The organism is Hoeflea sp. YIM 152468, from assembly GCF_029210485.1.
Lineage (GTDB): Bacteria > Pseudomonadota > Alphaproteobacteria > Rhizobiales > Rhizobiaceae > Hoeflea.
On the sequence record NZ_JARGET010000023.1, the window covers coordinates 62,360 to 83,869 of the forward strand.

The window sequence follows — 21,510 nt, forward strand, 5'->3', positions numbered from 1 at the left end:
CGGTGGTGCCCTGCGCCTGCACTGCGGTCTGCTCTTGCCACATCTCGCGCGGCCCGAATCCGTGGGCTGCCGGCAAGTGCCGGCCCTGGGCGGACTTCCCCGTCGACTGCGGCTCTGACGGCGCCATTGCGATGGCCGATCGGCAGCGCCGGATCGCACCGGGCATCATCGTCGCCGGAGCGGCACGGTCGAGGCTGCGCGCCGCAGGCCGGAGCCGGAATTTTGCCAGCCCTGCGGCTGAGACCTGCATCCGCAACCTGGGCGGTCCGAACTGAGCAAGCGCTGGGAGGCGTCGGCAGCATGAAACTTCCTTTTAATTACCGCCGCGTGCCCTACGCGGAGATACGGGCTTTTTCCGTCCATATCCTCACCGCCAGCGGCTCCTTCATGGCGTTTCTGGCACTGGTGGCGGCGGCGGAGAGCCGGTTCGTTGATCTGTGGTGGTGGCTGGCCGTGGCCATGCTGATCGACGGCATTGACGGGCCGATCGCCCGCAAGCTCAAGGTCAAGGAGGTGCTGCCGAACTGGTCCGGCGTGATGCTCGACAATGTGATCGACTATGTCACCTATGTGCTGATTCCGGCCTTTGCGCTGTATCAGAGCGGCATGATCGGCGAGCCCTTGTCATTCGTCGCAGCGGGACTGATCGTGGTGTCGAGCGCGATCTATTATGCCGACATGGGAATGAAGACCGACGAGAACTTCTTCTCCGGTTTTCCCGTGGCCTGGAACATGCTCGTGTTTACGCTGTTCGTGACCGATCCATCCGAGACGGTCGCCTTCCTGATCGTGCTGGCAGCGGTCATCATGACATTCCTGCCGATCAATTTCCTCCACCCGGTCCGTGTCGAGCGGCTTCGGCCACTCAATCTGACGATTTTCAGCATATGGTCTGTGCTGTCTGGCTATGCGCTGCTGCTGCATTTCCAAAGTCCGGACTGGCTGATGTGGTCGGTGATGCTGACCGGCGGCTATCTGTTCGTGATCGGCGGGATCATGCAACTGTTCCCCCGTCTGGGGGCACGAAGGTCCGTCTAGCGATCTGGCCGATACAACCGCTTTTCGAAGCCGTTCTTACTGGAGATTACCATGACGAAAGCAATTCTCGTGTCCAAGCACGGCGGCCCCGAGGTTCTCGAATGGCACGATCATACAGTCGGCTCACCGGGACAGGGAGAAGTGCGCATCCGCCACGAAGCGGTCGGTCTGAATTTCATCGATGTCTATTTCCGCACCGGACTTTATCCCGCGCCCCATGGATTGCCGCTGGTGCCGGGCAATGAAGCCGCCGGCATCGTCACCCAGGTCGGCGAGGGTGTGACGCTGTTTCAAGAAGGTGATCGTGTCGCCTATGCCGGCCCGATCGGCGCCTATGCGCAGGAGCGGCTGATCGCGGCGGAGAAAATCGTCAAGGTGCCCGATGGCATCGCACTTGATACGGCTGCCGGCATGATGCTCAAGGGCATGACCGCCGAATATCTGCTCCGCCGCACCTATGCGGTAAAGCCCGGCGACACAATTCTCTACCATGCGGCGGCAGGTGGGGTGGGGCTGATCATCGGTCAATGGGCCAAGGCCCTTGGGGCCACCCTCATCGGGACGGTCGGGTCGGAAGAAAAGGCCACGCTCGCCAAAGCCCACGGCTATGACCACGTCATCAACTACCGGACAGAGGATTTCGTCGCGCAGGTCAAGGAGATCACCGGCGGCAAAGGAGCCGATGTGGTCTATGATTCCGTCGGCAAGGACACGTTTCCGGGCTCGCTTGATTGCCTCAAGCCACGCGGGATGTGGGCAAGCTTCGGCCAGTCATCGGGACCGATCGAAGCGTTCAACATCGGCTTGCTGGCGCAGAAGGGGTCGTTGTTTGCGACGCGACCGACATTGTTCACCTATATCGCCAGCCGCGCCGATCTGGAGGCGTCGGCCGGAGCCCTGTTCGAGGTGGTCGCCAGCGGCAAGGTGAAAATTGAAATCAACCAGCGCTATCCGCTCGCCGAAGCGGCGCGCGCGCATGCCGATCTGGAGGGCCGCAAGACCACAGGCACGACGGTGTTGCAGCCGTAACGGTCACCGGCATGACCGGCTGGCCCATTTCTGCCCTCGCATTCCGAATGCAGTCTCAAGTTTATTTTGAGAAAGCACCTCGCTCTTCGTCATTCCGCGAGAAATTCATGGCACAGACGCTGAAATTGTTTGTTATTTTCAAACGTGGACCACTTGTGCAGCGCACGCTTATTGCGTTTGGTGTGCGTGGCAACGGCAGATTCGGTTTACCCCGGGCCTCTTGAGTTTCGGAGCCAAATGGTAAAGCTTGTTGGGTGTGCTCTGTATAAGAATGCCTGACAATCAGAAGGCACGAGAGTCATGAGTTCAGGGGGTGACGTGAAAGACCAGGAAACCAAAACACCGCTTTTGGAAACAAGAGGGCTGACGAAGATTTTCGGAAGCCTGCGGGCTTGCGACGGCATCGACCTCGCCATAGCGCCCGGCGAGGTTCATGCGCTGCTTGGCGAAAACGGAGCTGGAAAGTCCACGCTGGTCAAGATGCTGTTCGGGGTGCTCGATCCCAGCGGCGGTCAGATCCTCTGGAAGGGAAAACCGGTCAGCATCGGCAGTCCGGGTCAGGCGCGGGCCACCGGAATTGGCATGGTATTCCAGCACTTTTCGCTGTTTGAGGCGCTGACGGTTGCGGAAAACATCGCGCTGGCGCTGGATGGCAATGTTCCGATCGACCGGATCTCGGAGGAGGCGCGGCGGCTGTCGCTCGAATACGGCCTGCCGCTTGATCCTTCCGCCCATGTTGCGGACCTGTCGGTCGGCGAACGGCAGCGCATCGAGATCGTGCGTGCCTTGCTGCAGAATCCGGAACTGATCATCCTGGACGAGCCCACCTCCGTGCTGACGCCTCAGGAAGCCGACAAGCTGTTCGAGACCCTGGCCAAGTTGAAGGCGGAAGGGCGTTCTGTGCTCTATATCAGCCACCGGCTGGAGGAGGTCCAGCGGATTTGCGACCGGGCCACGGTCCTGCGTCACGGCAAGGTCACCGGCGCCTGCGACCCGCGGCAGGAAACGCCCTCGTCGCTGGCGCGCATGATGGTCGGCGGCGAAGTGGCTCAAATCTCCGGCGCCGGTCTTGGCAAGCCGGGCAAGCTGCTGATTGAGGTCAAGGATCTGAGCGCGCCGGCGCGGTCGCCCTTTGCGGTGACGTTGAGCGGGATCAACCTGTCCGTCCAGGCGGGCGAAGTGGTTGCCATTGCGGGCGTTGCCGGCAACGGCCAGAGCGAATTGTTCGACGTTCTCTCGGGCGAGGACCTGGTCAGTGATGCCGAGGCGATCCGGATCAGCGGCCAGGCGGTCGGGCGCAAGGGCATCACCGAACGGCGGCTGATGGGATGCGGCTTCGTGCCGGAAGAGCGCCACGGCCATGCTGCTGTCACCGAAATGCCGCTGACGGCCAATCTTGTGCTCTCACGCCACACCTCCGATCGCTCGGCCTTTCTGTCGGGCGGCCCTATGGGTCTGATCAACACCGAGGCGGTGGCCATGGCCGCCAAACGCATTTGCGGGGTGATGGATGTCCGCAAGTCCGGCGATGACCCGGCGGCAGGCTCCTTGTCCGGGGGCAATCTGCAAAAATTCATTGTCGGGCGCGAACTGGATCGTCAGCCGATCGTGCTGGTGGTCAATCAACCGACCTGGGGTGTTGACGCCGGCGCTGCAAGCCGCATCCGGCAGGCTCTGATCGATCTGGCAAAAAGCGGCTCGGCGGTGGTTGTGATCAGCCAGGATCTCGATGAAGTCTTTGAAATTGCGAGCCGCATTGCCGTCATCAATGAAGGACGGCTGTCTGCTCCTCAACCTGCGGCGTCGATGACCCGCGAACGGATAGGTCTGCTGATGGGTGGCTTCCACGATGGAACCGGCGAAGCTGATGCGGAGGCTCTCCATGCGCATTGAACTGAAAAAGCGCGACAGCCTGTCCTCGCTGTTTTCGATTCTGTCTCCCTTTATCGCGCTGGGATTGACCCTGATTGCAGGCGTCATCCTGTTTCTGTTTCTGGGCAAGGATCCGGTGAAGGCGCTTTACAGCTTCTTCATCGAGCCTCTGACTGAAGTCTGGTCGCTGCATGAACTGGCGATCAAGGCGGCACCGCTGATCCTGATCGCTGTCGGCCTTTCGGTCTGCTACCGCTCCAACAACTGGAACATCGGCGCCGAAGGCCAATTCATCATCGGCGCCCTGGTTGGTTCTGTTCTGCCGGTGGTATTTCATGGCTGGGAATCGCCGCTGGTGCTGCCGCTGATGCTGATCTTTGCCATGATCGGCGGGGCAGCCTATGCGGCAATCCCCGCTTTTCTCAAGGCGAGACTGAACACAAACGAGATCCTGACCAGCCTGATGCTGGTCTATGTGGCGCAATTGCTGCTCGACTGGACCGTTCGCGGGCCGTGGCGCAATCCGGAAGGCTTCAACTTTCCCGAAACCCGCAATTTCGGCGACTACGCCGTGCTGCCGCGGATCATCGAGACCGGCAAGGCCCATTGGGGGTTTGGTTTTGCGCTGATCGCGGCGCTGGTGCTGTGGTTCGTCATGCGCCGCACACTCAAGGGATTTGAAATAACCGTGCTGGGTCAGTCGGCGCGGGCAGGGCGGTTTGCCGGCTTCTCCGACAAGAAGATGGTGTATTTCGCGTTTCTGCTGTCAGGCGCACTGGCAGGGCTTGCGGGCATCTCGGAAGTGTCCGGGGCCATTGGCCAATTGCGACCGGTGATTTCGCCCGGCTACGGCTTCACTGCCATCATCGTGGCGTTTCTCGGCCGGCTCAATCCGCTCGGCATCGTCGCCGCGGGCCTGATCCTGGCGCTGACCTATCTCGGCGGCGAGGCGGCACAGATCTCGATCGGCATCACCGACAAGGTGACGCGCCTGTTCCAGGGCCTGCTGTTGTTCTTCGTACTGGGCTGCGACACGCTGATCCACTACCGTATCCGGCTGGTGCTCGGAACCGCGCATAAAGGGAGTGCCGCCTGATGGACATGACCCAGGCAATCATCCTGACGATCATGACCGCCGCAACCCCGCTGCTGCTGGCAGCAATCGGGGAACTGGTGGTGGAACGGTCCGGCGTGCTCAATCTCGGGGTCGAAGGCATGATGGTGATGGGCGCCGTCACAGCCTTCGCGGTGGCCCAGTTGACGGGATCAGCGGGACTGGGCGCCATTGCCGGTCTGCTCGCGGGCATGGTGTTTTCCGTCCTGTTCGGATTCCTGACCTTGACACTGGTCGCCAATCAGGTGGCCACCGGGCTCGCACTGACGATCCTCGGGCTCGGATTGTCAGGCATGATCGGTGAATCCTTCATCGGGCTTCCCGGGCTGAAGCTCGCCACGATCGAGATTCCGCTGCTGTCTGACATCCCGTTCTTTGGCCGGCTGCTGTTCGACCAGGATCCGATTTTCTACACCTCGATTGTCGCGGTTGTCGGGGTCAACTGGTTCCTGTTCAAGAGCCGCGCCGGACTTCGCCTGCGCGCCATCGGGGACAGTCATTCCTCGGCGCATGCATTGGGCGTCAAGGTCGTGCGTGCGCGCTATCTCGCAGTCATGTTCGGCGGCGCCTGTGCTGGTCTGGCCGGCGCGCATCTGTCGATCGTCTACACCCCGCAATGGGTTGAGAACATGACCGCCGGCCGCGGCTGGATCGCGCTGGCTCTTGTGGTGTTTGCCTCCTGGCGGCCGAGCAGGGCGCTGGCCGGCGCCTACCTGTTCGGCGCAGTCTCGATCGGACAGTTGCACGCGCAGGCATTGGGGCTTGGAATTTCGTCCCAGTTCCTGTCAGCTCTTCCCTACCTCGCCACCATTGCGGTACTGGTAATCATATCGTTGAATCGCAGGATGACGCTCATCAACACGCCGGCTTCGCTCGGCAAATCCTTTGTGCCGGAAAGGTAGGCAAATTTCCCCGGCATAATGTCAACAACCAACCAGACAGGGTGAACCCAATGAAAAAGACTTTTTTCCTCCTTGCCGCGGCCACAGCGCTCGCTGGCATCGCCGTTCCGGCCAGTGCCCAGGGCATGGACAAGGTCAAGGCCTGCTTTATCTATGTCGGCCCGGTCGGCGATTTCGGCTGGTCCTATCAGCACGATCAGGGCCGCCAGTATGTGGTTGAGCAGCTCGGCGACAAGATCGAGACAGCCTATCTCGAGAGCGTGCCGGAAGGTGCAGACGCCGAACGTGCCATCGAGCGCTTCGCCCGCTCAGGCTGCAACATCATCTTCACCACCTCCTTCGGTTACATGGATCAGACCAACAAGGTCGCCAAGGACTTTCCGGATGTGAAGTTTGAACACGCCACCGGCTACAAGCGTGAGCACCCGAATGTCGCCACCTATGATTCCCGCTTTTACGAAGGCCGTTATGTCCTCGGCCAGATCGCGGCAAAAATGTCCAAGGTCGGCACCGCGGGCTACATCGGCTCCTTCCCGATCCCGGAAGTGATCCAGGGCATCAACTCGTTCATGCTCGGCGCGCAGTCGATCGATCCGGATTTCAAGGTCAAGGTGATCTGGTCCAACACCTGGTTCGATCCAGGCAAGGAAGCCGACGCAGCCAAGGCCCTGCTGGACCAGGGTGCGGATATCCTCACCCAGCACACCGATTCCACAGCGCCGATGCAGGTTGCCGCCGAGCGGGGCGCCCTGGCTTTCGGCCAGGCCTCCAACATGTACAATTTCGGCAAGGAAACCCAGCTGACGGCCATCGTCGATGAATGGGGCCCTTACTATCTCGAGCGGATTTCCGCAGTGCTTGATGGAACCTGGGAGCAGAGCGCGACCTGGGGCGGCATGGCAGATGGTCACGTTGTCATGGCCGACTACACCAACATGCCCGATGACGTCAAAGCGATGGCTGAGGAAACCGAAGCCAGCATCACGTCGGGTGAGTTCCACCCGTTCACGGGTCCGATCACCAAGCAGGACGGCAGCGAATGGCTGGCCGAGGGCGAAGTCGCCGATGATGGCGCGCTTTCCGGCATGAACTTCTACGTCAAGGGCATCGACGACCAGCTTCAGCAATAGGCCGGATCTTTCCGAAGTCCTGAATCAAAGGCGGGGGCGGCTACATGGGCCGCCCCTTCTTGTTGCCCCCCAACCGCCTTATTCGGCCGGCGCGGGATGACGCGACAGGGTTCGCGGCAGAAAGCGCGCGGCCGGCGTCAACAGGATTCCAATCAGCGCGCGCCCGACGGGCTCGACCCTGGTGTAGATCCACCAGGCCACCCCAAGCGACAGGATCACAGCCAGCGCCAAGGCGCTCCATTTTCCGATTGTCGGTGCCGTGGCGTTGATCAGGATGTAGCCGGCGTTCTGATGGACCAGATAGAGCGGGTAGCTGATGCCGCCGAGCGCCAGAATCCAGCTTCCGGCCCTGATATGGCGACCGAACACGGCGGCCAGCAGAAACAGAGCCACGATGGCAGCATTTGCCAACGCCACCATTTCCACGCTGGAGGCTTCGCCAAGCCTGGCTATGACATCAAGCCGCTGCACTTCCGCGGCATGGAAGGTCATGATCAGCGCACATCCGGCGACACACAGCCGTAGTCTGCTCGGCCCCAGTGACGAGATCCGCCAAACCATCGCGCCCAGGGCGAAATAGCTGCCATATTCGGTCAGCAACAGGAGCTCGACCGGCCGCGAGCCGACGACCAGATTATTGACGAAGACGAGCCCCATCCAGATCGCAGCCACAGTATCGGTGTGGCGCGGGAGAACGCCGGAAAACAAACCGATCGCAACCCAGCCATAAAAGATCAATTCAAGCACGATCGACCAATAGGCACCGTCCATGAACGATGCGCCGAACATCGGCGCCAGCATGGTCAGATTTGCAACCCACTGGAACAGGTCGGTGGCAAAAGGCGGCTGGGCCCACCAGGCCATGGTCAGGAACGTGATCGTCATGGCGACGAGATGCGCCGGATAAAGCCGCGCCAGACGGCTGATCGAGAACCCGTACCAGTCGCGCCCGGTTGCCGACCAGATGATCACGAAGCCGGAAATCATGAAAAACAGATTGACCCCGAGATAGCCCATCGAAACGGCATTGCCCGCTGCGCCAAATCCCTGTTCCAGATACCCGCCCTCCCGGGCGCCGCGGTACAGGAAATGATAGATGACCAGCATCAGGGCAGCGGAAAACCGCAGCAAATCAAGCAACCCGTTGCGGTGACGGCTTTGCTGTGACCGGTGTGCCGATAGCGTGTTGCGCATCTTGATCTCCTTTGCAGGTGCAGGGAGGTTAGCGCAAATTGGGAAACCGGGGCTGATAACCCGGTGTTAAGCTTAAGCGTAAAGGTTAAATCCGGTCGGCAACCGGGTCAGGCCAGCCGCTGCCTGCGGATATCCTCCCACGCGTCATCGAGCGTTTTTCTGGCGGTGGCCACGAGGTGATCGACCTCCTCTTCGGTGATGCTCAGCGGCGGCGAAATGATCAGCGAATCGCGCACCGCGCGCATCACCAGTCCGTTGCGCAAGGAATGATCCCGCGTGATGATGCCGGCATTGCCGACATTGTCGAACCGTTTCATCAGCTTGTTTTCGTCAGGAACCAGTTCCAGCGCTCCGAACAGGCCGATCATCCGGGCTTCGCCCACAAGCGGATGATCCTCCAGCGCCTTCCAGCGCTTCTGAAAGTAGGGTCCGATATGGTCGCGGACGCGCGCGATCAGGCCTTCGCGCTTGATGATGGCGAGATTTGTCAGGGCAGCGGCGCAGCAGGCCGGATGGCCGGAATAGGTGTAGCCGTGGAAGAATTCGACGCCCTTGCGGTGCAGGACTTCAGCAATTTCATCAGATACCAGCACGCCGCCCATGGGCAGATAGCCCGACGTCAGGCCCTTGGCGATCGTCATCAGATCGGGCTTCAGGTCGTAGTAACCCGAGCCGAACCATTCGCCTGTGCGGCCGAAACCGCAGATCACTTCGTCGGAAATGAACAGGATGTCGCGGCGTTCGAGGATGCGCTTGACCTCCGGCCAGTAGGTGGAGGGCGGAACAATGACGCCGCCCGCACCCTGGATCGGCTCGGCGATGAAGGCGGCGACATTTTCCTCGCCGATTGTCTCGATGGCGCGGTCGAGCTCGCGGGCTGCCCAAAGCCCGAACTCGTCCTCGCTCATGCCGGTCATCATGCCCTCGCCGAACCAGTAGGGCTGGTCGATGTGATGGATGTCCGGGATCGGCAGTCCGCCCTGGCTGTGCATGGGGCCCATGCCGCCGAGCGAGGCGCCGGCCAGGGTGGAGCCGTGATAGGCATTCTTGCGGCTGATCACCACTTTCTTGGCCGGCTGACCCTGTAGCGCCCAGTAGGTGCGCACGAGGCGCAGGATGGTGTCGTTGGCTTCCGAGCCCGAGCCCGCATACATGACCATGTTGATGTTGTCAGGCGCCAGATCTGCCAGCACGCTCGACAGTTCGATCACCGGCGGATGCGTGGTCTTGAAAAACGTGTTGTAATAGGACAACTCGCTCATCTGGGCACGGACAGCCTCGACAATCTCCTGGCGGCCATGACCGACATTGACACACCAGAGTCCCGCCATGCCATCGAGCATGCGGTTGCCGTCGGTGTCCCACAGCCAGACCCCGTCGGCGCGCGTAATCACCCGTCTTTCGTCAATCTCCAGAGCGCCATGATCGGTGAAGGGGTGAAGATGGTGCTTGTGATCGGAAACCTTGAGATCATGGGAAGACACGTTGGCGCGCATTGCATTGTTCCTGGCTGGTTTTCACGGGGGCCAAGACGAATTCGATTTGACCTTCATCGGAGTGTGTGCACAAATTTTTCCGGCAAACAACCGCCGCAAAGGCCGACTGATGCAGCCCGCGCTCACGGCGACCAGCCCGAGTGACAACGTGCATCTTTCGGCTCAACGGCCTATAACGTCCGTTCTGCATTCGGTGAATGCGGCACTGACTTGTGGCAACTTGAAGTCCTGAAGGGACATGGTGACATCATGCGCGAGAGCGCCAGTTCGGAAACACACGACGAGATCCTTCCCACCAATGACGAAGCAGAGCGGTTCCTGGCCGATAATCCGGACATTGAATCGGTCGATTTTCTCATTCCCGACATCAATGGCGTGATGCGCGGCAAATGGGGCCCGACCGAGGCCCTGGGCAAGGCCGGCTACCCCGGCATCAACATGCCGCTGTCGATCTTCGGACTCGACATCTGGGGCCGGGAAGTGGAAGCCACCGGCATTCATATCGAGACCGGCGACACGGACGGCTATTGCCGTGCCATACCGGGCCGCATCAACCGGGCGCCATGGGCGCCCCGCCCATCCGCCCAGGTTCTGATGTCGATGTACACGGAAACCGGCGAACCGTGCGAATACGATCCGCGCAATGTGCTTCAGCGCCTGCTGGATCGGTTCACCGCCAAGGGCTTGCGCCCGGTGACGGCGTTCGAACTGGAGTTCTACCTCGTCGATCCGGCGGTCTTCCAGCGTTCGGGACGCATGGGCAAGGACCTTGGACCCGGTCCGGATCAACAGCAGATGTACTCGCTGTCGGAATTGCGCGGACAAAGCGATCTGTTCGCCGAGATTCGGGCGGCGGCGGTGGCTCAGGGATTGCCGATCGACACCATCATCAAGGAGGCAGCCCCCGGTCAGTTCGAGGTCAACCTCAAGCATCGTGACGACGCCATGGCCGCAGCCGACGATACGGTGCTGTTGCGCCGGCTGATTTCGGAAACCGCGCACAAGCATGGGCTTCGCGCGACATTCATGGCAAAGCCGTTTCTGGAATGGCCGGGCAACGGCATGCATGTTCACGCCAGCATTCTTGATTCGGAGGGAAACAACATCTTTTCCGGAGAAGAGGGCGATCTGCGGCTTCAGCATGCCGCCGCCGGCATGTTGCAGACACTTAAGGACACCTTGCTGCTCTATATTCCGGGCTTCAACGGCTACCGGCGCCTGCAGCCTGGTTCCTATGCCCCAACCCGCATCGCCTGGGGTCGCAACAACCGCTCGGTCGTGGTCCGGGTGCCGGCATCGGATGACAAGGCGCGCCGGCTGGAGCACCGCATGTCGGGTGCCGACGCCAACCCCTATTTTGTTCTCGCCGGTGTCTTGGGCGGCATGCTCGAGGGACTTGAACACGGCAAGTTGCCGCCGCCGCCGGTTGAGGGCAATGCCTACAAGGTTTCGCTGCCGCAACTGTCGGATGATATGGACGATGCCATCGAGGACTTCGAGAAATCGGACTTTATCGGCCGTCTGTTCGGGGCGGACTTGCAGCGGATTTTCGCGGAAATCAAGCGCGAGGAGCTGATGGCATTCGACAACGAGATTACGCCGTTGGAAAGGTCGACCTATCTGTAAAGCCTGACTTGCGATCATGTGCGTCCGGCCTTTTTCCTTGCGGAATTGCCGGGCGCGCAATTTGACACAGGACAAGGCGCCGCATGGCGCGACTGTGCGACCATTTGACTGCCTCCCGGAGTTCGGTTTCTGGGTTGACGACAGCCTTGATGTTTCGCATGTTGGAAGGGACACATAGGACTAATACCATGGATTTTGAAGCGTTTTTTGAGGAAAAGCTCGGCGGTCTGCACGAGGCGGGAAACTACCGGGTATTTGCCGAAATCGAGCGCCATGCCGGCGGGTTTCCGCGGGCAACACGGCATCGCGCCGATGGCTCGACGCAGGACGTAACTGTTTGGTGTTCCAACGATTATCTTGGCATGGGGCAGAATCCCATCGTCACGGAAGCGATGAACGAAGCAATCGAACGCTGCGGCGCGGGAGCTGGCGGAACGCGCAACATTTCTGGCACAACGCATTATCATGTGCGGCTGGAGAGCGAACTCGCTGACCTGCATGGCAAGGAAGACGCTCTGATCTTCACCTCGGGTTATGTCTCCAACTGGGCATCTCTGGGGACGCTGGCTGGCAAGATTCCGGGCATGATCGTCTATTCCGACGCGCTCAATCACGCCTCGATGATTGAGGGAATTCGCCATGCGCGCTGCGAGAAGCGCATTTTCAAGCACAATGACCCGGAAGATCTGCGCCGCCTGATGGCGCTCGATGATCCGGCTGCGCCGAAGATGGTGGCGTTTGAAAGCGTCTATTCGATGGATGGCGACGTGGCGCCGATCGCTAAGCTTTGCGATGTGGCCGACGAATTCGGCGCGATGACCTATCTTGATGAAGTTCATGCCGTTGGCATGTACGGACCTCGCGGCGGCGGCATTGCCGAGCGCGAGGGCATCATGCACCGGCTAAGCGTGATCGAAGGCACGCTTGGCAAGGCCTTCGGAGTCATGGGTGGCTACATCACCGGAACCCGCGCGCTGTGCGATTTTGTCCGCAGCTTTGCCTCCGGTTTCATTTTCACTACGGCTTTGCCGCCGGCGCTTGCTGCGGGCGCCGCCGCCTCGATCCGCCATCTCAAGGCCAGCCAGCTGGAACGCCGCCGGCATCAGGATGCCGTCGCCAAGGTGCGCCGGGCGCTGGATTCGCATGGGATTCCGCACATGCCCAATCCGAGCCACATTGTTCCGGTGCTGGTCGGCAACGCGTCAAAGTGCAAATGGATTTCTGACGTGCTGATGGACAACCACGGCATCTATGTCCAGCCGATCAACTACCCGACTGTGCCGGTGAAGACCGAACGGCTGCGGATCACGCCGACGCCGATGCACACCGATGCGGACATCGAACATCTTGCGGGCGCTTTGAGCGAGCTGTGGTCACAATGCGCACTGGCGCGGGCCGTCGCATAGGGCGTTCCCTCTGTCACAGCAGACACTATGAGCAATCAGACATCAACCCGATCAGGCCAACCTGGTCGGGTTGATGTCTTTTCGGGATGGAATTGCGCGCAAATCCCGGTCAGTCCGGAACCATTTGATCGGCAGCATCGGCCTGTTCGCGCACCGGCGCGCAAAACAACGAGTAAAGCGTGCCGATCACCGACGAGACTTCCTGATTGAGGATCGAGTAGTAGATCATCCGGCCTTCGCGCCGGGTGTCGACAAGGCCATCGAGACGCAGCCGGGCCAGTTGCTGCGACACGGCAGCCTGGGGCATGGCCAGGATTTCCTCCAGTTCGGACACCGATTTCTCGCCTTCCGAAAGAATGCACAGAATCACCAGCCGCGTTTCATGGCTCAGCGACTTGAGCAAGTCACTTGCCTTGCGCGCCTGAACCAGCAGCAGGTTCATCTCCTCCGGGTTCATGTCAGCTTTGATCTGGGGCAATGTCATTGTAATCGATGCTCGATGCAGTGTTATCAATATAAGAGACGAAACCGTACACAGCGGGCCGGATCTCGACAGCCGGTCCAAAAGTCGCCCGCCCGGACGCAAGCCCTTCTGTCAGAGCGATGCCGCACAACCCGGATGCTTTTCCTACCTGATGAGAGCGGTGTTTTGCAATAATGTCATCGACATTACTGCCGGTGTCACCTCAATTCGCCTTTCTAAGCTGAAAACTCCTTGCTCGCAACCACTGCCCGGCTCTACTCTTGGGTTGAAATTCTGAAGCCCGAGAGCGTGCATGCGCATCCGCCGGCGTTCCCGAGGCATAGATTTTTGTTTTGCCCATTTCGGAAAGGGCGCGGGAGGTTCCATGTCTGCACTCAATCGGGTTGTGTCGTTCATCTGCATTCTGATTCTTGCGGTGCCAGCGTTGGCTCAGGACGGCAGCCGCCGCATCGAAACGACGGACAATGCGGACTACTTCGGCTTCGATCTTCGAACCGTTCAGAACCTCGGGCTTGACGAGTGCAAGGCCGAGTGTCTCGGGGACAGGCAATGCCGTGCCTTCACCTACAATGTCAAAGCCGGATGGTGCTTTCTCAAGTCGGATTACAATGCGATCAACCCTTTTCAGGGCGCTGTGGCGGGCAGGGTGGTCGTCGGCGGAGAACCTGATCTCGGCGCCGCACCAGACCTTGCCTTCGTACCCGCGTCTCTGCTCGATGAAGCCCGTAACTATCGCGAGCGGCTGCTTGGACGCACGTCTGCCGAAAACAGTTTCGGTGTAAACACGCTTGTGCGTCTGGCAGAAGCCTCGATGGCCGTGGGCGACATGGAAGCCGCGATCCGCAATTTTGGCGCCGCTGCCGCGGCCGCGCCGGATCAAAGTTCTGTCTGGGCCGAGCTGTCGCGCGCGGCACGCGCCTTCACGCCGGCCGATACCACTTCGCAGCGAAGCTTTCGCTCGGTCGCGGTTTCCGCCGCCATCATCGCCCATCAGACCTCGCGAACCCAGGTCACGCGCGCGGACGCTCTGGCCGTGCTGGCCGAAGCGCTGCAGGGTGTCCAGAACTGGCGGCCGGCGCTGTCAGCCTACCGGGCAAGCCTTGCCCTGCGCGAGGTTCCGGCGCTGCGCATGGCCTATGACGCTTTGCGCGACACCCATGGCTTTCGCGTGGTGGACAATTCCATCGACGCCGACAGCGAGACGCCGCGGGTGTGCGTCCAGTTTTCAGAGGAACTGGTCAAGGGCCTGGATTATTCCGGCTTTGTCTCCATTGACGGCGCCACTGACATTGCCATCGAAACCGATGACCGCCAGATCTGTGTCAACGGGCTCAACCATGGCCAGCGCTACCGCCTGGTGTTGCGCCAGGGTCTGCCGTCATCGGTCGACGAGGTGCTGGAGGCGCCGGTGCAGTTGTCGCTCTACGTGCGCGACCGGACGCCTGCGGCCCGATTCAGCGGCTCCAGTTTCGTCCTTCCGGCCAAATCCCGCCTCGGTCTTCCGCTGATCACCATCAATACACCCTCGGCTGACCTGAAACTCTACCGTGTCGGTGATCGGGCGTTGTCCCAGATCATCACCCGCTCGGATTTTCTCCGGCAACTCGACAGCTACTCGCTTGATCAACTCTCGCAGGATGTTGGCGAAGCCGTGTGGGAAGGCGCCATCGATGTGGTCAACGAGCCCAACCGCGAAGTGACCACCAGCATTCCCATCGACACCGTGCTGCCGCACCGAGAGCCCGGCGTGTATGTGATGACTGCGCGACCGCTTGGCGACAAGGCCGAGAACTGGGAGGCGCAGGCGACGCAATGGTTCGTCATTTCCGACATCGGGCTGAGCACCTTCGCCGGCGAGGACGGCTTGTCGGTGTTCCTGCGATCGCTCGAGTCCGCCCAGCCGTTGGGTTCGGTCTCGCTGACGCTGCTTGCCCGCAACAATGAGATTCTCGGCCAGTCAGTCACGGATGCCGATGGCCGTGCGACGTTCCAGCCGGGCCTCATTCGCGGGCAGGCGGGGCTTGCGCCCGCCGCCCTTCTGGCCACCGGGCCCGATGGCGATTTTGTCTTCCTCGACCTGACCCGCGGCGGCTTTGACCTGTCGGATCGGGGTGTTGCCGGCAGGCCGTCATCCGGCGGTGTCGATGTCATGGCCTGGACCGAGCGCGGCATCTACCGCGCCGGTGAAACCGTGCACCTGTCGGCGCTGGCCCGTGACGGCAAGGCCGCGGCCCTGACCGATCTGCCGCTGACCCTGATCCTGCAGCGGCCCGATGGGGTCGAGGACCGGCGCATCGTCTCCGATGGCGCGGCGCTGGGCGGGCATGCTTTGGCGCTGGCGCTTCCCGACAATGCCATGCACGGGGCCTGGCGCGCGGCGCTGCACACAGATCCGAAGCGGCCGTCGATCGCGGAAGTGTCCTTCCTGGTCGAGGACTTTCAGCCCGACCGCATGGAAATCGAGCTTGATGCGGGAAATGCGACCGTAAGTCCGGACGCACCGGCCGAGATTGAAGTCACCGGGCGCTATCTCTATGGCGCACCAGCCGGCGGGCTGGTCACCGAAGGGGAAATCCTGCTCAGCCGCACACGGGCGCTGGCAGCGTTTCCCGGCTATGAGTTCGGCCTGGCCGACGAAGAGTTCGAGAATGCGCGCATTGCGCTTGAGGATCTTGAGCCGCTTGATGCCGCCGGCAAGGCAATCGTCACGGTCGATGTGGGCGCCTTGCCCGAAACCACGCAGTTTGTGTCGGCTCATGTGACCATCCGTGCTGCCGAAGGCGGCGGCCGGGCGGTGGAGCGGTCCGTGGATCTCAAGGTGGCGACACAGGGTCCGCGCATCGGCGTCAATCCGCAGTTTGAAGACGGCCAGGTGGCGGAAAGCAGCGAGGCCGGTTTCCGGGTCATCGCCATCGATGCAGAGGGCCAGCGCATCGCCATGCCCGCTGCCTCATGGTCGCTGGTCAAGGTCGAACGCAATTACCAGTGGTACCGCCAGGGAAATTCCTGGAACTATGAAGTGGTTGATTTCACCACCGAAGTTGCAGACGGACGGATCGATATCGGCTCTGATACGCCCGCCAGCATCGCCGCAAATGTCGAGTGGGGGCGCTACCGCCTCGACATCATTGGCGACGATGGCGCCGAAACCAGCGTGCTGTTTGACGCCGGCTGGCATGTCGAAGCCAAGTCGATCGAGACGCCGGACGGTCTGGAGATCGCGTTCGACAAGGACCGCTACAAGGTGGGCGAGATCGCACGGCTGCGGATTTCTCCGCGCTTTGCCGGTCAGGCCCTGATCACGGTCGGCTCGGAACGGCTGATCGAAACCCTAACGGCACCTGTCGGCGAAGCTGGCGCCACGCTGGAGCTGCCGGTGACCGAGGACTGGGGCGCGGGGGCCTATGTGACGGCGACGCTCTACCGGCCCGGCGACGCGCAGTCGCGCATGCCGATGCGGGCGATTGGGGTCAAATGGCTCGCGGTTAATCCGCAGGCCCGGCAGATCTCCGTCTCGCTCGATCTGCCTGATCAGGCCCGGCCGCGCACCGCCTTCACGGTCCCGGTCCGCCTTGCCGGTTTGAGCGCAGGCGATACGGCTTATCTCACCGTGTCGGCGGTCGATGTCGGCATTCTCAACCTGACCCGCCACACCGTGGCAGATCCGGAAGCCTGGTATTTCGGCCAGCGGGCACTGGGTCTTGAAATCCGCGATATCTACGGCCGGCTGATCGACGGATCGGCTGGCGTGAGCGGGCGCATCCGTTCGGGCGGCGATGGCGCCATGATGCGGTCGGAAGGCAGCCCGCCACGCGAACAACTGGTGGCGTTTTTCGAAGGTCCGGTCGAGGTCTCGGCGGACGGCACGGCAAGCGTCACATTCGACATGCCGCAGTTCAACGGCACGGTGCGGGTCAATGTGGTGGCCTGGAGTGGCGGCGCGCTGGGCCATGCCAGCAAGGACGTGATCATTCGCGATCCGGTTGTCATCACCGCCAGTCTGCCGCAGTTTCTGGCTCCGGGGGACCGGTCGCAGATCCTGATTGACCTGGCCAATACCGACGGCCCCGCCGGAGACTATGCGGTTGAGGTGTTCACAGCGTCGGGCCGCGTCAACAGCGGCAACGGCTTGCGCCAGACGGTCAATCTGCAGGCCGGCGCCCGAAGCAGTCTGGTGCTGCCACTTGAAGGGCTCAGAAACGGCGCAGACACCCTCACGGTGGCGCTCACCGGTCCCGATGGCTTGGCACTGGACCGTGAAGAGATCCTCACCGTGCGGCCGGCGGCCATGCCGGTGACGACCAGGCGCATCATCAGCCTGGCCGGCAACGGAGGCACCTTGCGGATCGATGGCGAGTTGCTGGCCGACAGCCTGCTCGACGGCGCCTCGGTCACCGTCGGTGTTACCCGCCATGCAGCCTTCGATGTGGCCTCACTGCTGATGGCGCTCGACCGCTACCCCTATGGATGCGCCGAGCAGACGACGAGCCGGGCGCTGCCGCTTCTGTATCTGAGCGAGCTTGGCGAGTCCGGCAGCGGCGAAGACGCGACCACGGTGCGCAAGCGGATTGACGACGCCATCACCCGTCTTGTGGCCTATCAATCGGCATCGGGCAGTTTCGGACTGTGGGGCCCGGGTTCAGGCGACCTCTGGCTCGACGCCTATGTCACCGATTTTCTGACCCGTGCCGCCGAGAAGGGGTTTTCGGTTCCGCCGGTGGCGAGCCGCCTGGCCCTCGACAATCTGCAGAACACCCTGGCCTACACCACCGATGTGAGCGCCGAGGGCAGCGGCATTGCCTATGCGCTCTACGTGCTGGCACGCAACCGCAAGGCCGCGGCAACAGACCTGCGATACTATTCCGACAGTCAGATCAACGCGTTCGCCCAACCGCTGGCGCGCGCGCAGATCGGCGCGGCGCTTTCGCTCTATGGCGATCCGCAGCGGGCAGCGCAGAGTTTCCGGTCCGCCTATGAACACGCCCTGTCGACGGCAAGCCTGATCGGCGGGCGGGAAGACTACGGCTCGGCGCTGCGCGATGGCGCGGCGATGCTGGCGCTTGCGGCTGAATCAACACCGACGCCAGGCATCGTGCCGGAGTTGATCCGGTTCGTCAGTTCGGCCAAGACCGCACGGCAATCCACCAGCACCCAGGAAGACGCATGGATGGTGCTCGCCGCTCGGGCCATCACGGCCGGCAATCGCTCGATATCGGTCAATGTCAACGGCCGGAGCTTCGCCGGCGCCTATGATGCACGTCTGAGCGGCGAGGAGATTGCCGCCAATCCGCTGACCATCGTCAATCAGGGGGATGATCCCGTGGACGCGGTGGTGACAACGATTGCCGCGCCGGTACAGCCGCTCAGTGCCGGCGGGGCAGGGTTCTCTATCACCCGCAGCTACTACACGCTTGAGGGGGAACCGGCGTCGATCTCTACGGTCCGGCAGAACGAACGCTATCTCGTGGTGTTGCAGATGCGCGAGGCCAATGCCTGGACGTCGCGGGTGGTTGTCACAGATCTGTTGCCGGCAGGTTTCGTCATCGACAATCCACAGCTTGTCGGCAGCGCCGAACTCGGCAATTTCGCCTGGCTGGGCGAGGTTTCGGCCAGCCATGCCGAATTCCGCTCCGACCGGTTCATGGCAGCGTTCGAGCGTGGCGGCACATCGAACCGGGATTTCGTGGCCGCCTATGTGGTGCGCGCCGTCACGCCGGGGGTCTACGCCCACCCGGCAGCGGTGGTTGAAGACATGTACCGCCCTGAACTGGCGGCTCGCACGGCGACGGGTGTTCTGGAGGTTCTGGGCGCCCCATGAGCGCGCCGCGCCGCATCCGCGCCTTGTCTCTGGCGGCTGGCGGTCTGGTTGCCCTTGTGGGCTTGGCCGGACTGGCACTGTTTGCGCTGGATCGCGCCGACCGTGCTTTTCCACCGCCGCTGGCGGCGGCTTCGGAGCTGTCGCGCGAGGTGGTGGACCGCAATGGGGAGCTGTTGCGCGCCTACACCACACACACCGGTGTCTGGCGGTTGCCGGTCAGGCTGGAAGCGGTTGATCCGGATTACATCCGCATGCTGGTTGCCTATGAGGACCGCCGGTTCCGCTCCCACTGGGGGGTGGATCCCTGGGCGCTGGCGCGGGCTGCCGTGCAATTGCTGCGCAATGGCGGACGCATTGTCTCCGGCGGCTCGACCATCACCATGCAGGTCGCGCGGCTGATCGAGCCGCGGAGCCAACGCTCTGTCACAGCCAAGTTGCGGCAAATGGCGCGGGCGCTGCAAATCGAGCGACGGCTGGGCAAGGACGAGATCCTGACGCTCTACCTGACATTGGCGCCTTATGGCGGAAACCTCGAAGGGGTGCGGGCGGCAAGCCTTGCCTGGTTCGGCAAGGAGCCGAAAAAGCTCACGCTTTCGCAATCAGCCTTGCTGGTGGCGCTGCCGCAATCGCCCGAAAGCCGGCGCCCGGACCGGCAGCATGCGCAGGCGCGCGCAGCCCGCAACCGGGTGCTTGCCCGCATGGGCGAGGCCGAGCTGATCCCGGCAAGCGAGATCGATCGCGCCTCGGCGGCACCGGTTCCCCATCATCGGCTGGCCTTGCCCGATCTGGCAGCGCACACGGCAGATGCCGCGGTTTCGGACGATTCCGGTCCGCAAATGATTGCGCTGACACTGGACGGCGGCATCCAGCAGCGGCTGGAATCGTTGGCCACGGAAACTGCGGCGCGGCTTGGCCCGCGGCAGTCCTTGGCCATGGTGCTGGCGGATGGCAGAACCGGTGATATTCTCGCCAGTGTCGGCTCGACCGGTCACCTCGATGCCGCGCGCGCCGGCGCCATCGACATGACCCGTGCGGTGCGCTCGCCCGGCTCGGCTCTCAAGCCGTTCATCTATGGCCTGGCCTTCGAAGACGCCATCATCGCGCCCGAAACCCTGATCGATGACACGCCTGCGGATTTTGCCGGCTACCGGCCACGCAATTTCGACCGCGGCTACATGGGTGAGGTAAGTGTCCGCCTGGCGCTGCAGTATTCGCTCAACGTCCCGGCAGTGCGGCTGCTCGAGGCGGTCGGGCCGCAGCGGCTGCTGGCGCGTCTGCGGCGGGGCGGGGCTGAACTGCAACTGCCGCCCGGTGGCGCACCCGGCCTGGCCATTGGTCTCGGCGGGGCCGGGTTAAGCCTGCGTGACCTGGTTCAGCTCTACACGGCCTTTGCCGGCCGCGGCACCGCACAGCGGTTGCGCGACGGGTCGGACCGGAGCGAAGCAAGACCGCTGGAGCACCCGGTGATGACAGCAGAGGCCGGCTGGCGCGTGACCGACATCCTGTCCGGCGTGGCAGCCCCGCAGGGCGCGCCGCGCATGGCCATCGCCTACAAGACCGGCACGTCCTACGGCTACCGCGATGCCTGGGCGATTGGCTTTGACGGCCGTCATGTGCTCGGCGTCTGGGTCGGGCGTCCCGATGCAGCCCCGGTTCCGGGCCTGTCGGGACTCGAGACCGCCGCGCCGCTGCTGTTTGAGGCCTTTGCCCGCTCGGGGCTGGACCGGGTCGAATTTGCCCCGCCGCCAGCAGGTCTGATGCAGCGGCCGCAGGGTGGATTGCCCTATGCCTTGCGCAAATACAGAAGCCGCGATGAGGCCCCCAGCATGGTTGCAGCCGATGGATCGATGCCGCCGCAAATTGTCTACCCGCCGCAAGGGGCGCGTGTGGCGCTCGGCGCGCGCGGCGCAGGCCCGCTGATGCCGCTGGTGATCAAGCTTCAGGGCGGGTCGGCCCCCTACCGGCTGATCGCCAATGGCCAAGCCCTGCCCAAGCCGGTCCGCAGGCGGGTCTTGAACTGGATTCCGGACAGCGCCGGTGCATCAACCCTGACGGTCATGGATTCGGCCGGACGGGCAGCGAGCGTCAGCGTGTTCATCGACGGCAATTGAACCCGTGCCGATCATTTTTGCAGGCCATTGAACTGGCAATTTTTGACCGATTGCGCCCGTCGCCAACGCCCGGCTGACGGGAGAATGCATCAGCGTCAAACCGATTATCTCGTCAGCAGTGTGGACTTCGCGCGGCAAAAATGGTTTTTCAAAGAGGGCGGAGGTACCCTCAGCGGTTTCATTCGTCATTCATTCAAGCCGATGTCAAAGCGCGCCTGACGTCGCCATAGGCGGCTCGCCAGTGACCTCGATGCCATCGCCTGGAATGGGTCAAACAGACAGGCTCCTGG

13 protein-coding genes are annotated in these 21,510 nt (G+C 62.3%); 10 read left to right on the forward strand and 3 right to left on the reverse strand.

From position 1 onward, the window contains the following. Positions 1 to 300: 300 nt before the first annotated feature. The 6 genes from pcsA (at position 301) to PZ897_RS12390 (ending at position 7,085) form a co-directional block, all read left to right on the forward strand. A complete protein-coding gene (pcsA, locus tag PZ897_RS12365) occupies positions 301 to 1,038 on the forward strand; it encodes a phosphatidylcholine synthase (protein ID WP_275752601.1) in 738 nt (245 codons plus the stop codon). Positions 1,039 to 1,089: 51 nt separating this feature from the next. Then, positions 1,090 to 2,067 carry a quinone oxidoreductase gene (locus tag PZ897_RS12370; protein WP_275752602.1) on the forward strand — a complete coding sequence of 326 codons (978 nt, stop codon included), beginning with the start codon at positions 1,090 to 1,092 and terminating at the stop codon, positions 2,065 to 2,067. Positions 2,068 to 2,415: 348 nt separating this feature from the next. Continuing rightward, a complete protein-coding gene (locus PZ897_RS12375; protein WP_275752692.1) occupies positions 2,416 to 3,960 on the forward strand; it encodes an ABC transporter ATP-binding protein in 1,545 nt (514 codons plus the stop codon). After that, positions 3,950 to 5,035, forward strand: coding sequence for an ABC transporter permease (locus tag PZ897_RS12380; RefSeq protein WP_275752603.1), 1,086 nt, complete (start codon positions 3,950 to 3,952; stop codon positions 5,033 to 5,035). The genes PZ897_RS12375 and PZ897_RS12380 overlap by 11 nt, the downstream gene beginning before the upstream one ends. Further along, positions 5,035 to 5,955, forward strand: coding sequence for an ABC transporter permease (locus PZ897_RS12385; protein WP_275752604.1), 921 nt, complete (start codon positions 5,035 to 5,037; stop codon positions 5,953 to 5,955). Before PZ897_RS12380 ends, PZ897_RS12385 begins: the two co-directional genes overlap by 1 nt. Before the next feature lie 50 nt (positions 5,956 to 6,005). Beyond that, positions 6,006 to 7,085, forward strand: a complete 1,080-nt coding sequence (locus PZ897_RS12390) for a BMP family ABC transporter substrate-binding protein (RefSeq protein ID WP_275752605.1) — start codon at positions 6,006 to 6,008, stop codon at positions 7,083 to 7,085. Positions 7,086 to 7,163: 78 nt separating this feature from the next. On the opposite strand, the gene PZ897_RS12395 is transcribed toward PZ897_RS12390, so the two are convergent. After that, entirely contained in the window at positions 7,164 to 8,279 is a 1,116-nt protein-coding gene (locus PZ897_RS12395) for an acyltransferase (protein WP_275752606.1), read from the reverse strand. Between the two features lie 107 nt (positions 8,280 to 8,386). Beyond that, complete coding sequence (locus PZ897_RS12400) at positions 8,387 to 9,775, reverse strand: aspartate aminotransferase family protein (protein WP_275752607.1); 1,389 nt, start codon at positions 9,773 to 9,775, stop codon at positions 8,387 to 8,389. A 249-nt stretch (positions 9,776 to 10,024) separates the two neighbouring features. On the opposite strand from PZ897_RS12400, the gene PZ897_RS12405 reads away from it, so the two are divergent. Beyond that, positions 10,025 to 11,401: a glutamine synthetase family protein gene (locus PZ897_RS12405; RefSeq protein WP_275752608.1), complete on the forward strand. Its 1,377-nt coding sequence runs from the start codon at positions 10,025 to 10,027 to the stop codon at positions 11,399 to 11,401. Positions 11,402 to 11,589: 188 nt separating this feature from the next. Then, positions 11,590 to 12,807, forward strand: coding sequence for a 5-aminolevulinate synthase (gene hemA, locus PZ897_RS12410; RefSeq protein WP_275752610.1), 1,218 nt, complete (start codon positions 11,590 to 11,592; stop codon positions 12,805 to 12,807). 109 nt (positions 12,808 to 12,916) lie between these two features. Here the strand turns inward: hemA and PZ897_RS12415 are convergent, their stop codons facing one another. Next, a complete protein-coding gene (locus tag PZ897_RS12415; protein WP_275752611.1) occupies positions 12,917 to 13,291 on the reverse strand; it encodes a metalloregulator ArsR/SmtB family transcription factor in 375 nt (124 codons plus the stop codon). Positions 13,292 to 13,655: 364 nt separating this feature from the next. On the opposite strand from PZ897_RS12415, the gene PZ897_RS12420 reads away from it, so the two are divergent. Both PZ897_RS12420 and pbpC read left to right on the forward strand, forming a co-directional pair. Continuing rightward, positions 13,656 to 19,109, forward strand: coding sequence for an alpha-2-macroglobulin family protein (locus PZ897_RS12420; protein ID WP_275752612.1), 5,454 nt, complete (start codon positions 13,656 to 13,658; stop codon positions 19,107 to 19,109). Next, the gene (gene pbpC, locus PZ897_RS12425) at positions 19,106 to 21,220 is read left to right on the forward strand and encodes a penicillin-binding protein 1C (protein WP_275752613.1); all 2,115 of its coding nucleotides are present in this window, start codon (positions 19,106 to 19,108) and stop codon (positions 21,218 to 21,220) included. Before PZ897_RS12420 ends, pbpC begins: the two co-directional genes overlap by 4 nt. The last annotated feature ends 290 nt before the right edge of the window (positions 21,221 to 21,510 follow it).

Excerpts from the sequence above, each read along its gene's own strand:
- pcsA (WP_275752601.1), top strand. The coding sequence starts at position 301 with ATGAAACTTCCTTTTAATTACCGCCGCGTGCCCTACGCGGAGATACGG.
- PZ897_RS12370 (WP_275752602.1), top strand. The coding sequence starts at position 1,090 with ATGACGAAAGCAATTCTCGTGTCCAAGCACGGCGGCCCCGAGGTTCTC.
- PZ897_RS12380 (WP_275752603.1), top strand. The coding sequence starts at position 3,950 with ATGCGCATTGAACTGAAAAAGCGCGACAGCCTGTCCTCGCTGTTTTCG.
- PZ897_RS12385 (WP_275752604.1), top strand. The coding sequence starts at position 5,035 with ATGGACATGACCCAGGCAATCATCCTGACGATCATGACCGCCGCAACC.
- PZ897_RS12390 (WP_275752605.1), top strand. The coding sequence starts at position 6,006 with ATGAAAAAGACTTTTTTCCTCCTTGCCGCGGCCACAGCGCTCGCTGGC.
- PZ897_RS12395 (WP_275752606.1), bottom strand. The coding sequence starts at position 8,279 with ATGCGCAACACGCTATCGGCACACCGGTCACAGCAAAGCCGTCACCGC.
- PZ897_RS12400 (WP_275752607.1), bottom strand. The coding sequence starts at position 9,775 with ATGCGCGCCAACGTGTCTTCCCATGATCTCAAGGTTTCCGATCACAAG.
- PZ897_RS12405 (WP_275752608.1), top strand. The coding sequence starts at position 10,025 with ATGCGCGAGAGCGCCAGTTCGGAAACACACGACGAGATCCTTCCCACC.
- hemA (WP_275752610.1), top strand. The coding sequence starts at position 11,590 with ATGGATTTTGAAGCGTTTTTTGAGGAAAAGCTCGGCGGTCTGCACGAG.
- PZ897_RS12415 (WP_275752611.1), bottom strand. The coding sequence starts at position 13,291 with ATGACATTGCCCCAGATCAAAGCTGACATGAACCCGGAGGAGATGAAC.
- PZ897_RS12420 (WP_275752612.1), top strand. The coding sequence starts at position 13,656 with ATGTCTGCACTCAATCGGGTTGTGTCGTTCATCTGCATTCTGATTCTT.
- pbpC (WP_275752613.1), top strand. The coding sequence starts at position 19,106 with ATGAGCGCGCCGCGCCGCATCCGCGCCTTGTCTCTGGCGGCTGGCGGT.